Genomic DNA, 16,516 nt, shown 5'->3' with positions numbered 1-16,516 from the left:
GTATGCACAGTCTGTGGGAGCGGGTTCACCCGCGAAGAGGCCGGTGCAGGCACTGCAAGGGCGGCCTTTTTATTTGAACTTGGGCCCCGAGCGGGTATTCAGCCCCTTGGCCATGCGGTCATACAGCACCACATTCACCGTCGCCGCCAGGTTCATGCAACCCTCGGTCGGTATGTAGATGGTCTCTTCACACCACCCCCGCACATCCTCGCTCAGCGAGCCATCCTCCGGCCCGAAGATGTAGATGGCCCGGTCCGGGTGGGTATATTCCGGCAATGGCCGCGCCCCTTCCACCAGCTCCACCGCCACCGGCGTGCAGCCCAGCGGAATGATGCGCTGCAGGTCATCGATGCCGATCAGTGGGATATCGTAGTGCACACGCTTGGTGTCGGTGACAAAGTCCCGTGCGCGTTCGTACCTTTTGCCGGTGTAAAACACCGAATTGACGCCATAGCAACCCGCGGCACGCATCACCGAGCCGACGTTTTCCGGCGACTTGGGGTTGAACAGGCCGATGCAGCTGTATCGTTTGTTTGCCACGTACCGGGGCCCTTCGCGAAAAAAGCGCGATTATACGGGCTGCCCGGTAGCAGCGGGGGGTGAATCGATGGTCAGTCTTTCTTCAGCATGCCCGCCAGCCCGGCGAACGGGTTATGGGTGGCCTTGGCGATGCTCGGGGTACTGGTGGAGCCTTCGCTGAAGTACTGCTGGTCGGTGTAGCGCGAGTGCTCGTTGTCGTGGCAGTACAGGCATAGCAGCTCCCAGTTGGAGCCGTCCTGCGGGTTGTTGTCGTGGTTGTGGTCACGGTGGTGCACGGTCAGCTCGCTCAGGCGCTTGCCGGCGAACTCGCGGGCGCAGCGGCCGCACACGTGCGGGTACATTCTCAGGGCCTTGTCGCGGTAGCCCATTTCCTTGTCGCGCTTGGCATCGGCAAGGATGCGGTCCAGGCGCGCGGTGGCGGCGGCGGAAGAGGTGGAGCTCATGGTGTTTCCTTTGTTCTGATCAGGCAGATGACGTTTATGCCATTGAGTCTAGCGCGCTTGCAGGGCAGGCGGACAGGCGAAAGCTTTGATTTAGGCGTAGCCTGTAGGAAGGTTCCCGACAGGAGGTTGCTGATGTTCCGCGCGATCCTCGCTGCGCTGTTGCTGGCTGGCCTGCCCATGGCCGAAGCCGCCAGCACGCCACCCCGGCTCAGCACGCCGGTGCCCGGTGCACCGGGTACGCCCACGCCTACGCCATACCCACAGATAACCCCGAGTACGCCGCCCAAGGCTTATGACAGCCAGCCGGGAGCGCCGTTGTTGCCACCGATGCCGGTGCCGGGGCCGCCGAAGGATCAACCATTGCCGGGGTTGCGGCCAGAACCGCCGAAGCCGGCGGTGGATGATGATTGACTGACAGATGTATGTGGCTGTGGGATTTTTGGGGCTGCTTTGCAGCCCATCGCGACGCAAGGCCGCTCCTACAGGAGACCGCGTTTCCTTGTAGGAGCGGCCTTGTGTCGCGAAAGGGGCGCAAAGCGCCCCCTGCTATCTCAAGCGATACCTAATTCGCCAAACACGAACGCATACTCCAGGGCCACATCCTTCAGCCCCTGATAGCGCCCACTCATCCCGCCATGCCCGGCACCCATCTCGGTCTTGAGCAGCAGCAGGTTGATGTCGGTCTTGCACGTACGCAACCGCGCCACCCACTTGGCCGCTTCCCAGTACTGCACGCGGCTGTCGTTGTAACCCGCCACCACCAGCATCGCCGGGTAGGCCTGCGCTTTCACGTTCTCGTAAGGCGCATAAGCCTTGATCCGCTCATACACCTCCGGCTCTTCAGGGTTGCCCCATTCGTCGTACTCGGTCACGGTCAGCGGCAGCTCAGGGTCGAGCATGGTGTTGAGCACATCGACGAACGGCACTTCGGCAATCGCGCAGCGGAACAGCTCGGGGCGCAGGTTGAGCACCGCACCCATCAGCAGGCCACCGGCGCTGCCGCCACTGATGGCCAGGCGGTCGGCAGTGGTCACACCCTCGGCGATCAGGTGCTCGGCACAGGCGATGAAGTCGCTGAAAGTGTTGTGCTTGTGCTCCTGCTTGCCAGCGCGGTACCAGGCCTCGCCCAGTTCGCCACCACCACGCACATGGGCGATGGCAAAGGCCACGCCGCGCTCCAGCAGGCTCAGGCGCGCATGCGAGAACCACGGGTCGAGGCTTTCGCCATAGGCGCCGTAGCCATACAGGTACAGTGGCACGGTCTGGCCCAGGTCCTGGCGGCGGCGCACCAGGCTGATCGGCACCTGGGTGCCGTCCGCTGCGGTGGCCCACAGGCGCTCGCTGACATAGTCATCGGCATCGAACGCACCCAGCACCGGGGTTTGCTTGAGTACTTCCTGAGCGCCGCTGGCCAGCTCCAGCTGGCGTACCTGGGCCGGGCGGTTGAGCGCTTCATAGCGCAGGCGCAGGCGAGTGCTGGCGAACTCCAGGCTGTCCTGCACGTACAGGCTGTAAGCCGCGTCTGGCAGTTTGACGCGGTAGGCCGGGAGGCCCTGCGGGCGCACCTCGATGATTGGCAGGCCGCCTTCGCGCAGGCTCAAGGTCAGGGCGCTGGCATTCAGGCTGAGGCCTTCGAGCATGATGGTGTCGCGGTGCGGTACCAGCACTTGCCATTGCTCACGGCTTGGCACCGGGGCGACTGGCGCGTGGTACAGGGCGAAGTTGATGCCGTCCTGGTTGGTGCGGATGAACCAGCGCCACTGGCCGTCGAGCTGGCCATGGTCGGGGAAGTACTCGTGGTCTTCGACCCGCGGTGCCAGGCAGGTGAACGGCGCCTGCGGGGTTTCGGCATCCAGCACCCAGGCCTCGCTGGTTGTCTTGCTGTTGAGCAGCAGCACCAGTTGGCGCTCGGAGCTGGTGCGGTAACAATGCAGGAAGAAGCGCCCGTCGGGCTCTTCGAATACGGTTTGCGCGCCGTCGCTGCCCAGGGTGTGGCGACGCAGGCGCCATGGCCGGTGGGTGTCGTCCAGCTCGGCGAAGAACAGCGTCTGGCTATCGTTGGCCCAGGTCAGGCTGCCGTCGCAGTCGTCGAAGGGCAGGGCAGTGACGTCGCCACTGGCCAGGTCCTTGACGTACAGGGTGAAGATTTCGTCGCCACTGGTGTCGAGGCTGTAGGCCAGCAGGCGGTGGTCGGGGCTGACATTGAACGCGCCCAGCGACAGGAAGCCGCCGTTGGCCAGGGCGTTGGGGTCGAGCAACAGCTGTTCCTGGCTTTCATCGACCGTGTTGGAGTCGTCGGCCGGGCGTGGGCAGCGGTAGTGGCGCGGGTATTCGTCGCCGGCGGTGGTGCGGGTGTAGTACAGGTAGGGGCCCCAGGGCGCTGGCAGCGACAGGTCGGTTTCCTGGATGCGGCCCTTGATCTCCTCGAACAATTGTTCGCGCAATGGCGCCTGGTCGGCCAGGCAAGCTTCCTGGTAGGCGTTTTCGGCTTGCAGGTAGGCGAGTACCTTGGGGGTGTCGCGTTGTTGCAGCCAGGCGTATGGGTCGGCGGCCTGGTCGGCTTGGGCAATCGGGGGTTGGGGCTTGGTTGGCATTGAGGGTCTCTTGGTTGGGGTTGCCTGTGCTGGCCTCTTCGCGGGTAAACCCGCTCCTACAGCCCGGAAAAGTGTTTATCATAGGCATCTCATTGCCTGGCTTGCACGAACACCATGACCGAGAACGACTACACCTTCGCCTGGGGCCTGTACGCGATTGCCGCCCTGGGCTGCCTGCTGGTGGCCTTCAAGCTCACCGGCTGGATGTGGCGCTGGCTGCGCGAACCGCTGCGGGTAGTGCTGGCGGTGCTGCTGCTGACCCCGACCATCGTCGACCCGGTCAAGGAAAGCTTCGCCCCGGCCATCGCCATCACTGCCCTGGATGTTGCCTTCAAGGTCGGCAACAACGCCTGGCGCGCAGTGTCGGACTTTGCCATGTACGGCATGATCGCCTTCGGCCTGTATTTCCTCTTCGTGTTGCTGCGCTGGCCGCTGGAAAAGCGCGCCCGCGAACGCCGTGCGCAGGCCGAAGCGGCTGCCCAGCGCCAGGCAGCCGAAGATGACCAGTTCGCTGCCCAGGCGCCGTTGGCCACCGAGCGCCGCGACCGTTACCGTGACGACCCGCCGCCAGCCGCCCCGCGTGGCAATGGCCGGGTCGAGCCCCGTCTGTAAGCGGAGACACGCCTATGTGCGAACTGCTGGGCATGAGTGCCAACGTCCCCACCGACATCGTCTTCAGCTTCACCGGCCTGATGCAGCGCGGCGGCCGTACCGGCCCGCACCGTGACGGCTGGGGCATCGGCTTCTACGAAGGCCGTGGCCTGCGCCTGTTCCAGGACCCGGCCGCCAGCAGCGAGTCGGAGGTGGCCAACCTGGTGCAGCGCTACCCGATCAAGAGCGAAGTGGTCATCGGCCATATCCGCCAGGCCAACGTCGGCAAGGTGTGCCTGTCCAACACCCACCCGTTCGTGCGGGAAATGTGGGGCCGCAACTGGTGCTTCGCGCACAACGGCCAGTTGGGCGACTTCAAGGGCCAGGCCAGCTTCTACCGGCCAATAGGCGACACCGACAGCGAAGCGGCCTTCTGCGACCTGCTCAACCGCATCCGCAGCGCCTTCCCCGAGCCGGTGCCGGTGGAACAGCTGCTGCCGGTGCTGGTCGAAGCCTGTGCCGGCTACCGTGGCCAGGGTGTGTTCAATTGCATGCTCAGCGATGGCGACTGGCTGTTCTGCTTCTGCTCGACCAAGCTGGTGCACATTACCCGCCGTGCGCCGTTTGGTGCTGCGCGGTTGAAAGATGTCGACCTGATCGTCGATTTTCATACCGAAACCACCCCCAACGACGTGGTCACGGTGATCGCCACCGAGGCCCTGACCGAGAACGAGACCTGGCAGCGTTACGAGCCGGGTCAATGGGCCCTGTGGCGGCACGGCGAGTGCGTGACGCACGGCCAGAGCTAAGGACGCTGCATGTTCAGAAGTTACCTGCGGTTGCTGCTGTTCACCTTCGGCCTGCTGGCCGGCATTCAGGTCCCGGGGCTGGTCAAGGACTACAGCCAGCGGGTCGAGGCGCACCTGTTTGAATCGCGCGAGGCGCTGGATGGCTTCCGGCAGACGGCCGAGCGCTTCTTTGATGGCGACCTGCAGGCGCTGCTGCGGCATTACCGCAGCAGTGACGACCCGGTGTTCAACAGCGATGCCAACAGCATCGAAAGCCTGATGATCCGCAACGAACTGCTGGAAAACGAATGGCAGGCGCTGCAAGGACCATGGGCCGAGCGCACCTGGCATGTGCTGGTGCAGGCCGACCCGCAGTTGCGCGAAGAAACCCTGAATGGCTACAGCTACCAGATTCTGCTGGTACCCGAGGCGATTGGCTGGGGCGTTGGCGCAGGGTTTGTGCTGGCGTTTGTGGTCGAGAGCCTGTTGCTGGGGATTGGCTGGGTGGTCCTCGGCGGGCGGCGCCGGGTGGTGAAGGAGAGCTGGCGCTGATTTTTGTTGCGCCTGTACTGGCCCTTTCGCGGGTAAACCCGCTCCCACAGGATTTGCACAGGATTCAGGTTTGATGCAGTACCTGTGGGAGCGGGTTCACCCGCGAAGAGGCCGGTACAGGCAAAGATAATCAGTCAGACCAACACGATCCGCTGCCCCCCCACATCCCGAGCATACCGCTCCAGCACCTGCCGGCACACCCCGACCACTTCATCCACCAACACCACCCCGGTCTGCCAGGCCACCACCAGCTCCAGGCTCGGCGGTGGTTGCAACCCCTCCAGCAATACCAGCTCACCCCGGCTCAGCTCGGCATCCACCAGCGCTGGCGGCAACGCACCAATGCCAAAGCCGTCGCGCAACAACCGGGTAATCGCCGCCACCGAGTTCACGCAGTTCAGGCGCGGCGTTTCGGCCCCCGCACCCTGCAGCAGGCTTAGCACCTCCTGGTGCGGCCGCGAGTTCTTCGAAAAGGTGATGATGCGCTCACGGCCAAGCTCGGCCAGCGAAGCGTAGTCGCGGTGCTGGGGAGAGCCGGCAGCCACCACCCAGCCCATCGGGTAACGCGCCAGGTCGAGGCTGCGGATCGACTGTTCGCGCAGCAGGTCGGTCTGCAGGATCACATCGAGAAAACCCTTCTGCAGTTGCTCGCGCAGGTTCAGCGCAGTGTCGGCCACCAGCTCGATCTCCACCTGCGGGTAGCGCTCGCTCAGCTCGGCCACCAGCGCGCTCATCCAGGTGTGGATCACCGTGTCCATTACCCCGATGCGAATGCGCCCGACCTTGGCCCGGTCGCTGTCCAGCGACTGCTTCATGGCCTTGGCGGTTTCCAGCATGCGCTCGGCATATTCCAGCACCTTGCCGCCTTCTGGGGTCAGGCTGACGCCACGGGAATCGCGCAGCAGCAGTTTCACGCCCAGGTCGGCCTCCAGCGCGGCAATGCGGCTGGACACCGAGGCCTGGGTGGTGAACAGCTTTTCCGCGGTCAGGCGGAAGCTCTTGAGCCGGGCGACCCAGACAAAGGTTTCGAGGAAGCGAAGGTTCATGATCAGTTTTTCTTGTTCCAGACCGGCGGTTTTTCTCATTGGACGCAGGCGGCGCGGCCTCTGAACATGGTACCCAGGCCGCGACGCTTTATGTCGCCCATAAAACAATACCAACAAGCCGAGGCAAGCATGAACCCCACCGGCGTGCAGCAGCAGGTCAGTTCCCCCCCTTCGTCCGGGCCTTTCGCCTGGTACCGTGATATCGACTCACAGCAACGGCGCACCTTCTGGAGCTGCAAGATCGGCTATGGCCTCGACGGCATGGACACGCAGATGCTCAGCTTCGTCATTCCTACGCTGATCATGCTGTGGGGTATCACCACCACCGAAGCCGGGTTGATTCACACCAGCACATTGATCGCATCGGCCGTGGGTGGCTGGATTGCCGGCATCCTCTCCGACCGCATCGGCCGGGTGCGCACCCTTCAACTGACGGTGCTGTGGTTCGCCTTTTTCACCTTCCTCTGCGGCTTCGCCCAGAACTACGAGCAACTGCTGATCGCCCGCACCCTGATGGGCTTTGGATTCGGCGGTGAGTGGACTGCCGGCGCTGTGCTGATCGGCGAGGTAATCCGTGCCCAGGACCGCGGCAAGGCGGTGGGCATGGTGCAGTCCGGCTGGGCCCTTGGCTGGGGCCTCACCGCGATCCTCTATGCGCTGCTGTTCTCCTGGCTACCGGCGGAGCAGGCCTGGCGTGCGCTGTTCCTGCTGGGGCTGGTGCCGGCGATCTTCGTGATCTTCGTCCGCCGCCTGGTCAAGGACCCTGAGGTGTACCGCGAGGCCAAGGCAACGGAAAACGCCGAGGCGCCGTCGCACTTCTACGAAATCTTCGCCCCGGGCATGCTCTGGACCACCGTGCGTGCGTCGCTGCTGACCACGGGCGCGCTGGGCGGCTACTACGCCATTACCTCGTGGCTGCCGACCTTCCTCAAGAACGAGCGCGGCCTCAGCGTGCTGGGCACCGGTGGCTACCTGGCCATGGTGATTGTCGGCTCCTACATCGGCTATGTGGTCAGCGCGTACCTGTCCGACCTGCTGGGGCGCAAGAAGAACTTCATCCTGTTCGCCGTGGGTTCGTTCGTCATCGTGCTGTTGTACACGCAGATGCAGGTCAGCGATGGCGTGATGCTGTGGCTGGGCTTCCCGCTGGGCTTCTTCGCTTCGGGCATTTTCAGCGGCATGGGCGCTTTCCTGACCGAGCTGTTCCCCACGCGCATTCGTGGGTCGGGGCAGGGCTTCTGCTACAACATCGGCAAGGTCATTGCGGCGTTGTTCCCGCTGCTGATCGGTGTGCTTGGCCAGAAAGTGCCGCTGGGCCTGGGTATCGGGGTGTTCTCGGCGGTGTCTTACGGCGTGGTGATCGTGGCCGCGCTGAGCCTGCCGGAAACCCGCGGCAAACAGCTGCAGGCGCGGTAAGGTAGGCATATGGATAACAACAACGGAGGCCGCGTGGTGGAACGCCTGCTACTCAATTGCGACATGGGCGAGAGTTTCGGCAGCTGGCGCATGGGCCTGGACGCCGAGGTGATGCCATACATCGATTGCGCCAACATCGCCTGCGGCTACCACGCTGGCGACCCGAGCATCATGCGCCGCACCGTAGCGCTGGCACTGGCGCACGGGGTAACCATCGGCGCGCACCCGGCCTACCCGGACTTGGTCGGCTTCGGCCGCCGCTCCATGGCCTGCAGCCCGGAAGAAATCCGCGACCTGCTGCATTACCAGGTCGGTGCGCTGGACGGCATCTGCAAGGTACTGGGTGGCCGCGTGGCCTACGTGAAGCCCCATGGTGCGCTATACAACGACATGATGGCCGACCCGCTCAAGCTGCGTACCGTGCTGGAGGCCGTAGCGGCCTACGACAGCAACCTGCCGCTGATGCTGATGGCCACTGCCGACAACCGCGCCGCCCAGGCCCTGGGCGATGAAATCGGTGTACCGCTGTGGTTCGAGGCGTTCGCTGACCGCGCCTATACCGCCAGCGGCCACCTGGTTTCGCGGCGCCTGCCCGGCGCGGTGCACCACGACCCGGCGCTGGTGGTGGAGCAGGCCGTGCGCCTGGCCCGTGGCGACACGCTGGTGGCGGACGACGGCAGTGCCTTGAAGTTGGCGGCCAGCACCTTGTGCGTGCACGGCGACAACGACAGTTCGGTTGCGGCGGTGCGGCAGATTCGTCAGGCCCTCGATGCGCTGGAGGCGAGATGAAACCGCGCATCGAAGTGGTAGCCATCGACAGCCTGATGGTGCGCCTGTTCGAGCGTATCGACGAGGCCAACATGCCGTGGATGCTCGCCGCCAGCCAGCGCCTGCGCGCGGCGTTCGGCGAGCACATGCTGGACCTGGTGCCGTCCTACACCACGCTGATGGTGCAGTTCGACCTGCCTCCGGGCGAGGCGAGGGCGCTGATCGCCCAGGCACTGGACGGTTTGCAGCCAGACACCGGCAGTGGCGGTCGCCGCCATGAAATCCCGGTGTGGTACGACGCCAGTGTCGGCCCTGAACTGCCGGTGCTGGCCGCCCGCAGCGCGTTGAGCGAAGCCGAGGTAATCCGCCTGCACAGCGAACGCGAATACCCCGTGTTTGCCCTGGGCTTTGCCCCCGGTTTCGGCTTCATGGGCCTGGTTGATGAACGCCTGGCCAGCCCGCGCCTGAGCACCCCGCGCAAGCGGGTGGCGGCTGGCAGCGTGGGCATTGCCGAGCGCCAGACGGCGGCGTACCCGGCAGTATCGCCGGGCGGCTGGAACCTGATCGGCCGTACCCCGGTGCGGCTGTTCGACCGTGAACGTGATGGCTACAGCCTGTTGCAACCCGGTGACCGAGTGCGTTTTGTGCCGGTTTCGCGCGGTGAATTCCTGGCCTTGGGCGGTGATGTGGAGGCACAGGGATGAAGCAGTTGCAGATCGAGGCCAGCACCGCGCTGTGCCAGTTGCAGGATGCCGGGCGCTTTGGGGTACGCCATCTGGGCGTGACCCAGGGCGGGGCGTTGGACTGGGTGGCGATGCACTGGGCCAACTGGCTGCTGGGCAACCCGTTGGCGGCACCGGTGGTCGAGGTGGCGCTGGGTGGTTTCTGCGTGGTGGCTGAACAGGATTGTGTGCTGGCCCTGGCGGGTGCCGACCTGGATGCACGGGTCGATGATCAGCCGGTCGCGCCCTGGCGCAGCTTTGCCTTGGGCAAAGGGCAGCGGTTGACCCTGAAACAGCCCAGGCAGGGCGTGCGGGCGTACTTGGCTGCACCTGGCGGGTTCCAGGGGGAAGCTGTGCTGGGCAGCTGTGCCACTGTGGTGCGGGAAGAACTTGGCGGTATCGATGGCTGTGGTGCTGCGCTTGGTAAAGGCCAGGTGCTGGCATTTGCAGACGCTTTGGCGAGCGTGCGCGAGGTGCCGGCAACGCTGCGTCCAACGTACGCACAAAAGCCTGTGCTTGACCTGGTGATGGGCGCGCAGATTGGTGATTTCAGCGGTACCAGCCTGTTTGAGGCATTCAACAGTGACTGGACGCTGGACAGCCGGGCTGATCGCATGGGCATCCGCCTGCTGGGGCCGCAGTTGGTCTACCAGGGCGTGCCGATGATTTCCGAAGGGATACCGCTGGGCGCGGTGCAGGTGCCGCCGGATGGGCAGCCGATCGTGCTGCTCAATGACCGGCAGACCATTGGTGGTTATCCGCGGCTGGGGGCGTTGACGCCGTTGGCATTGGCGCAGCTGGCGCAGTGCATGCCGGGGGCTGCTGTGCGGTTCAGGGCGGTGGTGCAGGATGAGGCTTGGCGGGAGCAGCAGCGTTACCTGGAGTGTTGGTTGTAAGGCTGCTGGCCTCTTCGCGGGTGAACCCGCTCCTACACAGACGGCGTTGGCCCCGAGCCGGTGCAATCCGTTGTAGGAGCGGGTTCACCCGCGAAGAGGCCGGCACAAGCACCCTCACTTGGACAGGTAGCGCATCCCTTCCTCCAACCCCTGCAAGGTCAGCGGGTACATCTTGTCCTCGATCAGGTCCCGCACCAGGTGGGTCGAAGCGGTGTAGTCCCAGGCCTGCTTGGGGTACGGGTTGATCCAGATGATCTTCCTGAACTTCTCCATGAAGCGTTGTATCCACACATACCCGGCCTCTTCGTTCCAGTGCTCAACGCTACCACCGGGCTGGGTAATCTCGTAGGGCGCCATGGCTGCATCGCCGACGAACACCACTTTGTAGTCGTCGCCGTACTTGTGTAGCAGGTCGAAGGTGGAATAGCGTTCCGAGGTGCGGCGCAGGTTGTTCTTCCACACCGACTCGTACACGCAGTTGTGGAAGTAGTAGTACTCCAGGTGCTTGAACTCGGTCTTGCAGGCCGAGAACAGCTCTTCGCAGACCTTGACGTGGGCGTCCATCGAGCCGCCGATGTCGAACAGCAACAGCAGCTTCACGGTATTGCGCCGCTCGGGGCGCATCTGGATGTTCAGCAGCCCGGCATCGCGCGCGGTGTGGTCGATGGTACCGTCGATATCCAGCTCTTCGGCGGCGCCTTCACGGGCGAACTTGCGCAGCCGGCGCAGGGCCAGCTTGATGTTGCGCGTGCCCAGTTCCACCTGGTCGTCGAGGTTCTTGTACTCGCGCTGGTCCCACACCTTCACCGCCTTGCCCTGGCGCTTGCCGGCCTCGCCCACGCGGATGCCCTCGGGGTTGAAGCCGCCCGAGCCGAACGGGCTGGTGCCACCGGTGCCGATCCATTTGTTGCCGCCGGCGTGGCGTTCCTTTTGCTCTTCGAGGCGCTTCTTGAATTCCTCGATCAGCTTGTCCAGGCCGCCCAGCGACTGGATCTGCGCGCGTTCTTCATCGGTCAGCGAACGCTCGAACTCCTTGCGCAGCCAGTCTTCCGGGATCAGCGCCTCGATGTGCCGGTCGAGGTTTTCCAGGCCCTTGAAGTAGGCGGCAAAGGCCCGGTCGAACTTGTCGAAGTGGCGTTCGTCCTTCACCAGGATGGCACGGGCGAGGTAGTAAAACTCGTCCATGTCGGCGAACACCACGCGCTTTTGCAAGGCCTGGTGCAGGTCGAGCAGCTCGCGCACCGACACCGGCACCTTGGCCGCGCGCATTTCATTGAACAGGTTGAGCAGCATGGCCCGGCTCCTGTCAGCGGTTGCCGCGCCGGCTCATGAAGGCCAGGCGCTCCAGCAACTGCACATCCTGTTCGTTCTTCACCAGTGCACCGGCCAGTGGCGGAATGGCCTTGGTCGGGTCGCGTTCGCGCAGCACGGCTTCACCGATGTTGTCGGCCATCAGCAGCTTCAGCCAGTCGACCAGTTCGGAGGTGGACGGCTTTTTCTTCAGGCCCGGTACCTTGCGCACGTCGAAGAACACGTCGAGTGCCTCGCTGACCAGCGACTGGCTGATGTTCGGGTAGTGCACGTCGACGATCTGCTGCAGGGTGCCGCGGTCGGGGAAGGCGATGTAGTGGAAGAAGCAGCGGCGCAGGAAGGCGTCTGGCAGCTCTTTTTCATTGTTGGAGGTAATGATGATGATCGGCCGTTGCTTGGCCTTGATGGTCTCGTCGATTTCGTAGACGTAGAACTCCATCTTGTCCAGCTCTTGCAGCAGGTCGTTGGGGAACTCGATGTCGGCCTTGTCGATTTCGTCGATCAGCAGGATGACCCGTTCTTCGGCCTCGAAGGCCTCCCACAGCTTGCCCTTTTTCAGGTAGTTGCGCACATCGTGGACCTTGTCCACGCCCAGCTGCGAGTCGCGCAGGCGGCTGACCGCGTCGTACTCGTAGAGGCCCTGATGGGCCTTGGTGGTGGATTTGATGTGCCAGGTGATCAAGCGTGCACCGAACGAGGCCGCCAGCTGCTCGGCGAGCATGGTCTTGCCGGTGCCCGGCTCGCCCTTGACCAGCAACGGGCGTTCGAGGGTGATGGCCGCGTTTACCGCCAGTTTCAGGTCGTCTGTGGCGACGTAGTCGCGGGTGCCTTCGAACTTCATGGGGGCTGTCCTCTGTCTTAAGCCTGTGCCGGCCTCTTCGCGGGTGAACCCGCTCCTACACAGGGATCGCAGTAACCTTGTAGGAGCGGGTTTACCCGCGAAAGGGCCGGCACAGGCAACACATGTTTGTAAGTTGTTACCGACTATAACGCGGGGCCAGGCAGCTGCAAACGCAGACCGGGTATTCAGTCCCTGAATGCCCCGTCACGCCTGCTCAGTCAGACTTCGGCTTCGGCTGCTCATACTGCGCATTGAACGCCTGGATAAAGCCGTTGCGCAGTATCTGCAAAAACGCCTCCAAGGCACTGACGTCCTGCTTGCGCACGCTGCCACTGAGTTCCACACGGGTGGCGAACTGGTTCTTCGGCTGGTTTTTCAGCACCGTCTGGGTCGCGCCCACCAGCGCCTCCCACACCGAGCGGAAAAAGCCTTTGTCCTTTTCCTGCACATCCTGTTGCCAGTTGAACACGTCGACATCGCGCAGCAGTGGCTTGATATAGCCGGTAAGCCGGCCATTCTCGGCCTGGGCCTCGATCACCAGGTCGCCATGCCCGGCATTGAAGTCGAACTTGCCGTAGGCGCTGGCAAAGTCATTGAGCTTGCGCAGTTCTATACCGGTGGCGCGCAGGCGGAACTGGAAGTCATCGAAATCGCTGAACGGGTCGAAGGTGGCGCGGCTTTCCACCTTGGCATCGCCCAGCAGCAGGGCGTTGGCGTCCAGGCTGGCGTCGCGCCGGCCCTTTTTGTCGCGCACGTTGGTCAGGTTGCGGATATTGGCGTCCAGCTGGGTGGCCTTGAGGTTGACCGGCGGCTTGGAATTGAAGTTGCGAAAGGTCAGCACGCCGTTTTCGATATGCACTTCGTTGAGGGTGATCGGCAGCAGCTTTTCCAGCTGTTGGCGCCAATCGGTGCCCCGGCCGGTCTGCGACGCTTGTTTGCTGCCACCGTCGACAAAATTCAGCTCGGGCCGCACGAAGGTCACCTTGGCCACCACCGCCTTGTCATACCACAGCGAACGCCAGCTCACCGACAGGTCGATCAATGGCGCGTCCAGCAGCGGCACCGGGACCTTGCCGCTGGTCTTGACGATTTTCAGCCCGTTGATCTTGTAAGCGCCGCGCCACCAGGCCAGGTCCACATCAGCCACCTGGCCGCGGTAGTCGCCCATGTTGGCCAGCCTGTCGTTCAGGTAATCGCGCACCAGGTAGGGCAGGGCCAGGTGCAGGGCCACCAGCAGCACGGCCAGGCTGGCCAGGCCGACCAGCGGCCAGCGGTAGCGACCTTTCATCTCAGGCCCTCCAATGTAACCTGAGCGGTTGACCGCAGGCTTTGCCACGGAGTTCGAACAGGCTTTACGGGCCCTCGGCCGGGGCTTACCCTTGAGCTCTTTCCCTGCTTTCTTTCATGCCAAGGACCCCTGCCATGAGCCGTATCTTTGCAGACAACGCCCACTCCATCGGCAACACGCCGCTGGTGCAGATCAACCGCATTGCCCCGCGCGGCGTGACCATCCTGGCCAAGATCGAAGGGCGCAACCCAGGCTATTCGGTCAAATGCCGCATTGGCGCGAACATGGTGTGGGACGCCGAGAGCAGCGGCAAGCTCAAGCCGGGCATGACCATCGTCGAACCCACCTCGGGCAACACCGGCATCGGCCTGGCCTTCGTCGCCGCCGCCCGTGGCTACAAGCTGATGTTGACCATGCCGGCGTCGATGAGCCTGGAGCGCCGCAAGGTACTAAAGGCGCTGGGCGCCGAACTGGTGCTGACCGACCCGGCCAAGGGCATGAAGGGTGCCATCGAGAAGGCCAACGAAATCGTTGCCTCCGACCCGGCCCAGTACTTCCTGCCTGGCCAGTTCGAAAACCCGGCCAACCCGGCAATCCACGAGAAAACCACCGGCCCGGAAATCTGGAATGACACCGATGGCGCGGTCGACGTGCTGGTGGCCGGCGTGGGCACCGGCGGCACCATCACCGGCGTGTCGCGCTACATCAAGCATACGCAGGGCAAGGCGATCCTGTCGGTGGCCGTGGAGCCAGTGACTTCGCCACTGATCAGCCAGACCTTGGCCGGCGAAGAACTCAAGCCCAGCCCGCATAAAATCCAGGGTATCGGTGCCGGCTTCGTGCCGAAGAACCTCGACCTGTCGATTGTCGACCAGGTGGCAACGGTGACCGATGAAGAGTCCAAGGCCATGGCCATCCGCCTGATGCAGGAAGAGGGCATCCTCTGCGGCATTTCCTGTGGTGCGGCGATGGCGGCAGCCGTGCGCCTGGCCGAAAAACCGGAAATGCAAGGTAAGACCATCGTCGTAATTTTGCCGGACTCCGGCGAGCGCTACCTGTCGAGCATGCTGTTCAGCGACATGTTCAGCGAGCAGGAAAACCAGCAATAATCGGCCTTGCCGCTGACTCGGCGCAGTATTCAGCGGCCAGGTTTATTGCAAAATCTTCATGAGTGCGATCCCGCCCGGGTTGTGTTTACCTCGGCGGGATCGGTTTATGATGGCAGGATGATTTTCAGGAGAGCAGGACGCGCAGCCCTGGCTCTTCCCCAAGGAGTGAAAGCATGACCTTTTCCTTTGCAGCCAAGGCGGGTGTCTTGCTGGTGTTTTTCGGCAGCGTGCTGTTCGTGCACCTGCGCGGCAAGGCCCGCCTGCCGGTGTTGCGCCAGTTCGTCAACCATTCGGCGCTGTTTGCCCCCTACAACGCCTTGATGTATCTGTTCTCCGGCGTGCCGTCCAAGCCCTACCTGGACCGCCAGCGCTTCCCTGAACTGGACGTGCTGAAGGACAACTGGCAGGAAATCCGTGAAGAGGCCATGCGCCTGTTCGACGAAGGCTACATTCGCGCCGCCGAAAAGGACAACGACGCCGGCTTTGGTTCGTTCTTCAAGAAAGGCTGGAAGCGTTTTTACCTGAAGTGGTACGACAAACCGCTGCCGTCGGCCGAAGCCCTGTGCCCGCGCACCGTCGAGCTGGTTAGCAGCATCCCCAACGTCAAGGGCGCGATGTTCGCCTTGCTGCCTGGCGGCAGCCACCTGAACCCGCACCGCGACCCGTTCGCCGGTTCGCTGCGCTACCACCTGGGCCTGTCCACCCCCAACTCCGATGCGTGCCGCATCTACGTCGACGGCGAGGAATATGCCTGGCGTGATGGTGAAGACGTGATGTTCGACGAAACCTACGTGCACTGGGTCAAGAACGAAACCGACTTCACCCGGGTGATCCTGTTCTGCGACATCGAACGCCCGCTGAGCAGCCCGCTGATGACCCGTATCAACCGCAAGGTCAGCGCCTTCCTCGGCCGCGCCACTGCGCCGCAGAACACAGACGACGAGCGTGTGGGCGGGATCAACCAGGCGTATGCCTGGAGCAAGCGCTTCAGCAACAAGATCAGTGGCCGCGTGAAGCAGTTCAAGCGCGCCAACCCCAAGGCCTACCGTGTGCTGCGGCCGGTGCTGGCGGTGGTGGTGGCGTATCTGCTGTATCGCTGGTTGTTCTGATTTGGCCTGGTGGGGGTGCAAAGCGCCCCAAAGATGTCAGCCTCAGCGCTTTATAGCGCTTTATAGCGCTTTATAGCGCATTATAGAGCGATTATAGAGCCGTTATAGATGACCCATAGGGCTCAAGTAGAGGTTTGGCTGCAAGGTGCTTGTCACGACATTTTCATAGCCAGTCAGATCGAGCGCCGCCCGCGCGGCGCTTCGCGGGGCAAGCCCGCTCCCACATTTGTTGCAACGTGCCGAACCTGCCAAGCCATGGTTGTCAGCTTTGGTAGGCTGGCTGGATTCCTGAGTTGACACTGCTGCCGCCCCACCTGTCTTAAGCCTTGCACCGAGGCTTACCCCCCACAGACATGGCCACATTGCAACAAATGTGGGACTGTCTTGCATGGTCCTTCTGGCCAGCATCGGCCCTTGTAGGAGCGGCCTTGCGTCGCGATGGGCTGCGAAGCAGCCCCGGCAATTTGTGCATGTGTGCGGAAACCTTGGGGCTGCTGCGCAG

The 16,516-nt window shown here is 63.5% G+C and carries 17 protein-coding genes; 10 read left to right on the top strand and 7 right to left on the bottom strand.

Translation table 11 applies throughout. The features are described 5' to 3' along the window. Window positions 1–69 precede the first annotated feature (69 nt). Both ACIP1G_RS12175 and ACIP1G_RS12170 read right to left on the bottom strand, forming a co-directional pair. On the bottom strand, window positions 70–540 hold the full coding sequence (locus tag ACIP1G_RS12175) for an RNA methyltransferase (RefSeq protein ID WP_016711941.1): 471 nt from the start codon (window positions 538–540) through the stop codon (window positions 70–72). Window positions 541–611: 71 nt separating this feature from the next. Then, complete coding sequence (locus tag ACIP1G_RS12170) at window positions 612–983, bottom strand: YajD family HNH nuclease (RefSeq protein ID WP_003254676.1); 372 nt, start codon at window positions 981–983, stop codon at window positions 612–614. 132 nt (window positions 984–1,115) lie between these two features. On the opposite strand from ACIP1G_RS12170, the gene ACIP1G_RS12165 reads away from it, so the two are divergent. Beyond that, on the top strand, window positions 1,116–1,394 hold the full coding sequence (locus tag ACIP1G_RS12165; RefSeq protein WP_400737029.1) for a hypothetical protein: 279 nt from the start codon (window positions 1,116–1,118) through the stop codon (window positions 1,392–1,394). Between the two features lie 140 nt (window positions 1,395–1,534). On the opposite strand, the gene ACIP1G_RS12160 is transcribed toward ACIP1G_RS12165, so the two are convergent. Beyond that, entirely contained in the window at window positions 1,535–3,577 is a 2,043-nt protein-coding gene (locus tag ACIP1G_RS12160; RefSeq protein ID WP_400737026.1) for a S9 family peptidase, read from the bottom strand. 114 nt (window positions 3,578–3,691) lie between these two features. Here ACIP1G_RS12160 and ACIP1G_RS12155 point away from each other — a divergent pair, with 114 nt between their 5' ends. From ACIP1G_RS12155 to ACIP1G_RS12145, 3 genes are read left to right on the top strand one after another with little or no spacing between them, the layout of a single operon-like run. After that, the gene (locus ACIP1G_RS12155; RefSeq protein WP_400737024.1) at window positions 3,692–4,189 is read left to right on the top strand and encodes an MFS transporter; all 498 of its coding nucleotides are present in this window, start codon (window positions 3,692–3,694) and stop codon (window positions 4,187–4,189) included. A gap of 14 nt (window positions 4,190–4,203) precedes the next feature. Beyond that, window positions 4,204–4,977, top strand: coding sequence for a class II glutamine amidotransferase (locus ACIP1G_RS12150; protein WP_400737021.1), 774 nt, complete (start codon window positions 4,204–4,206; stop codon window positions 4,975–4,977). 9 nt (window positions 4,978–4,986) lie between these two features. Continuing rightward, entirely contained in the window at window positions 4,987–5,508 is a 522-nt protein-coding gene (locus ACIP1G_RS12145; RefSeq protein ID WP_400737019.1) for a DUF2937 family protein, read from the top strand. 134 nt (window positions 5,509–5,642) lie between these two features. Here ACIP1G_RS12145 and ACIP1G_RS12140 read toward each other — a convergent pair whose 3' ends face one another. Beyond that, window positions 5,643–6,554: a LysR family transcriptional regulator gene (locus ACIP1G_RS12140; protein WP_400737017.1), complete on the bottom strand. Its 912-nt coding sequence runs from the start codon at window positions 6,552–6,554 to the stop codon at window positions 5,643–5,645. Window positions 6,555–6,683: 129 nt separating this feature from the next. Here ACIP1G_RS12140 and ACIP1G_RS12135 point away from each other — a divergent pair, with 129 nt between their 5' ends. Genes ACIP1G_RS12135 through ACIP1G_RS12120 form a run of 4 tightly spaced genes read left to right on the top strand, consistent with a single transcriptional unit; the run spans window position 6,684 to window position 10,356 of the window. Continuing rightward, window positions 6,684–7,970 carry an MFS transporter gene (locus ACIP1G_RS12135; protein ID WP_400737015.1) on the top strand — a complete coding sequence of 429 codons (1,287 nt, stop codon included), beginning with the start codon at window positions 6,684–6,686 and terminating at the stop codon, window positions 7,968–7,970. Between the two features lie 9 nt (window positions 7,971–7,979). After that, window positions 7,980–8,759, top strand: coding sequence for a 5-oxoprolinase subunit PxpA (locus ACIP1G_RS12130; protein WP_400737013.1), 780 nt, complete (start codon window positions 7,980–7,982; stop codon window positions 8,757–8,759). Further along, window positions 8,756–9,442, top strand: coding sequence for a 5-oxoprolinase subunit PxpB (gene pxpB, locus ACIP1G_RS12125; protein ID WP_400737010.1), 687 nt, complete (start codon window positions 8,756–8,758; stop codon window positions 9,440–9,442). Before ACIP1G_RS12130 ends, pxpB begins: the two co-directional genes overlap by 4 nt. Then, on the top strand, window positions 9,439–10,356 hold the full coding sequence (locus ACIP1G_RS12120; protein WP_400737007.1) for a biotin-dependent carboxyltransferase family protein: 918 nt from the start codon (window positions 9,439–9,441) through the stop codon (window positions 10,354–10,356). The genes pxpB and ACIP1G_RS12120 overlap by 4 nt, the downstream gene beginning before the upstream one ends. Before the next feature lie 114 nt (window positions 10,357–10,470). Here the strand turns inward: ACIP1G_RS12120 and ACIP1G_RS12115 are convergent, their stop codons facing one another. The 3 genes from ACIP1G_RS12115 to ACIP1G_RS12105 form a co-directional block, all read right to left on the bottom strand. Next, window positions 10,471–11,649: a VWA domain-containing protein gene (locus ACIP1G_RS12115; RefSeq protein ID WP_400737005.1), complete on the bottom strand. Its 1,179-nt coding sequence runs from the start codon at window positions 11,647–11,649 to the stop codon at window positions 10,471–10,473. Window positions 11,650–11,662: 13 nt separating this feature from the next. Further along, window positions 11,663–12,508, bottom strand: a complete 846-nt coding sequence (locus ACIP1G_RS12110; protein ID WP_346645502.1) for a MoxR family ATPase — start codon at window positions 12,506–12,508, stop codon at window positions 11,663–11,665. 214 nt (window positions 12,509–12,722) lie between these two features. Beyond that, window positions 12,723–13,796: a DUF748 domain-containing protein gene (locus ACIP1G_RS12105; RefSeq protein ID WP_400737002.1), complete on the bottom strand. Its 1,074-nt coding sequence runs from the start codon at window positions 13,794–13,796 to the stop codon at window positions 12,723–12,725. A gap of 134 nt (window positions 13,797–13,930) precedes the next feature. On the opposite strand from ACIP1G_RS12105, the gene cysK reads away from it, so the two are divergent. Next, on the top strand, window positions 13,931–14,905 hold the full coding sequence (gene cysK / locus ACIP1G_RS12100; protein WP_400736999.1) for a cysteine synthase A: 975 nt from the start codon (window positions 13,931–13,933) through the stop codon (window positions 14,903–14,905). Between the two features lie 173 nt (window positions 14,906–15,078). Continuing rightward, window positions 15,079–16,014 (top strand): aspartyl/asparaginyl beta-hydroxylase domain-containing protein, encoded by a 936-nt coding sequence (locus ACIP1G_RS12095; RefSeq protein ID WP_400736996.1) that lies wholly within the window; start codon window positions 15,079–15,081, stop codon window positions 16,012–16,014. Window positions 16,015–16,516 lie beyond the last annotated feature (502 nt).

It is taken from the genome of Pseudomonas sp. NPDC089392 (assembly GCF_044749595.1).
Lineage (GTDB): Bacteria > Pseudomonadota > Gammaproteobacteria > Pseudomonadales > Pseudomonadaceae > Aquipseudomonas.
Note: the sequence above shows the minus strand (reverse complement) of the source record. Positions and strands in the feature narration are given on the sequence as shown.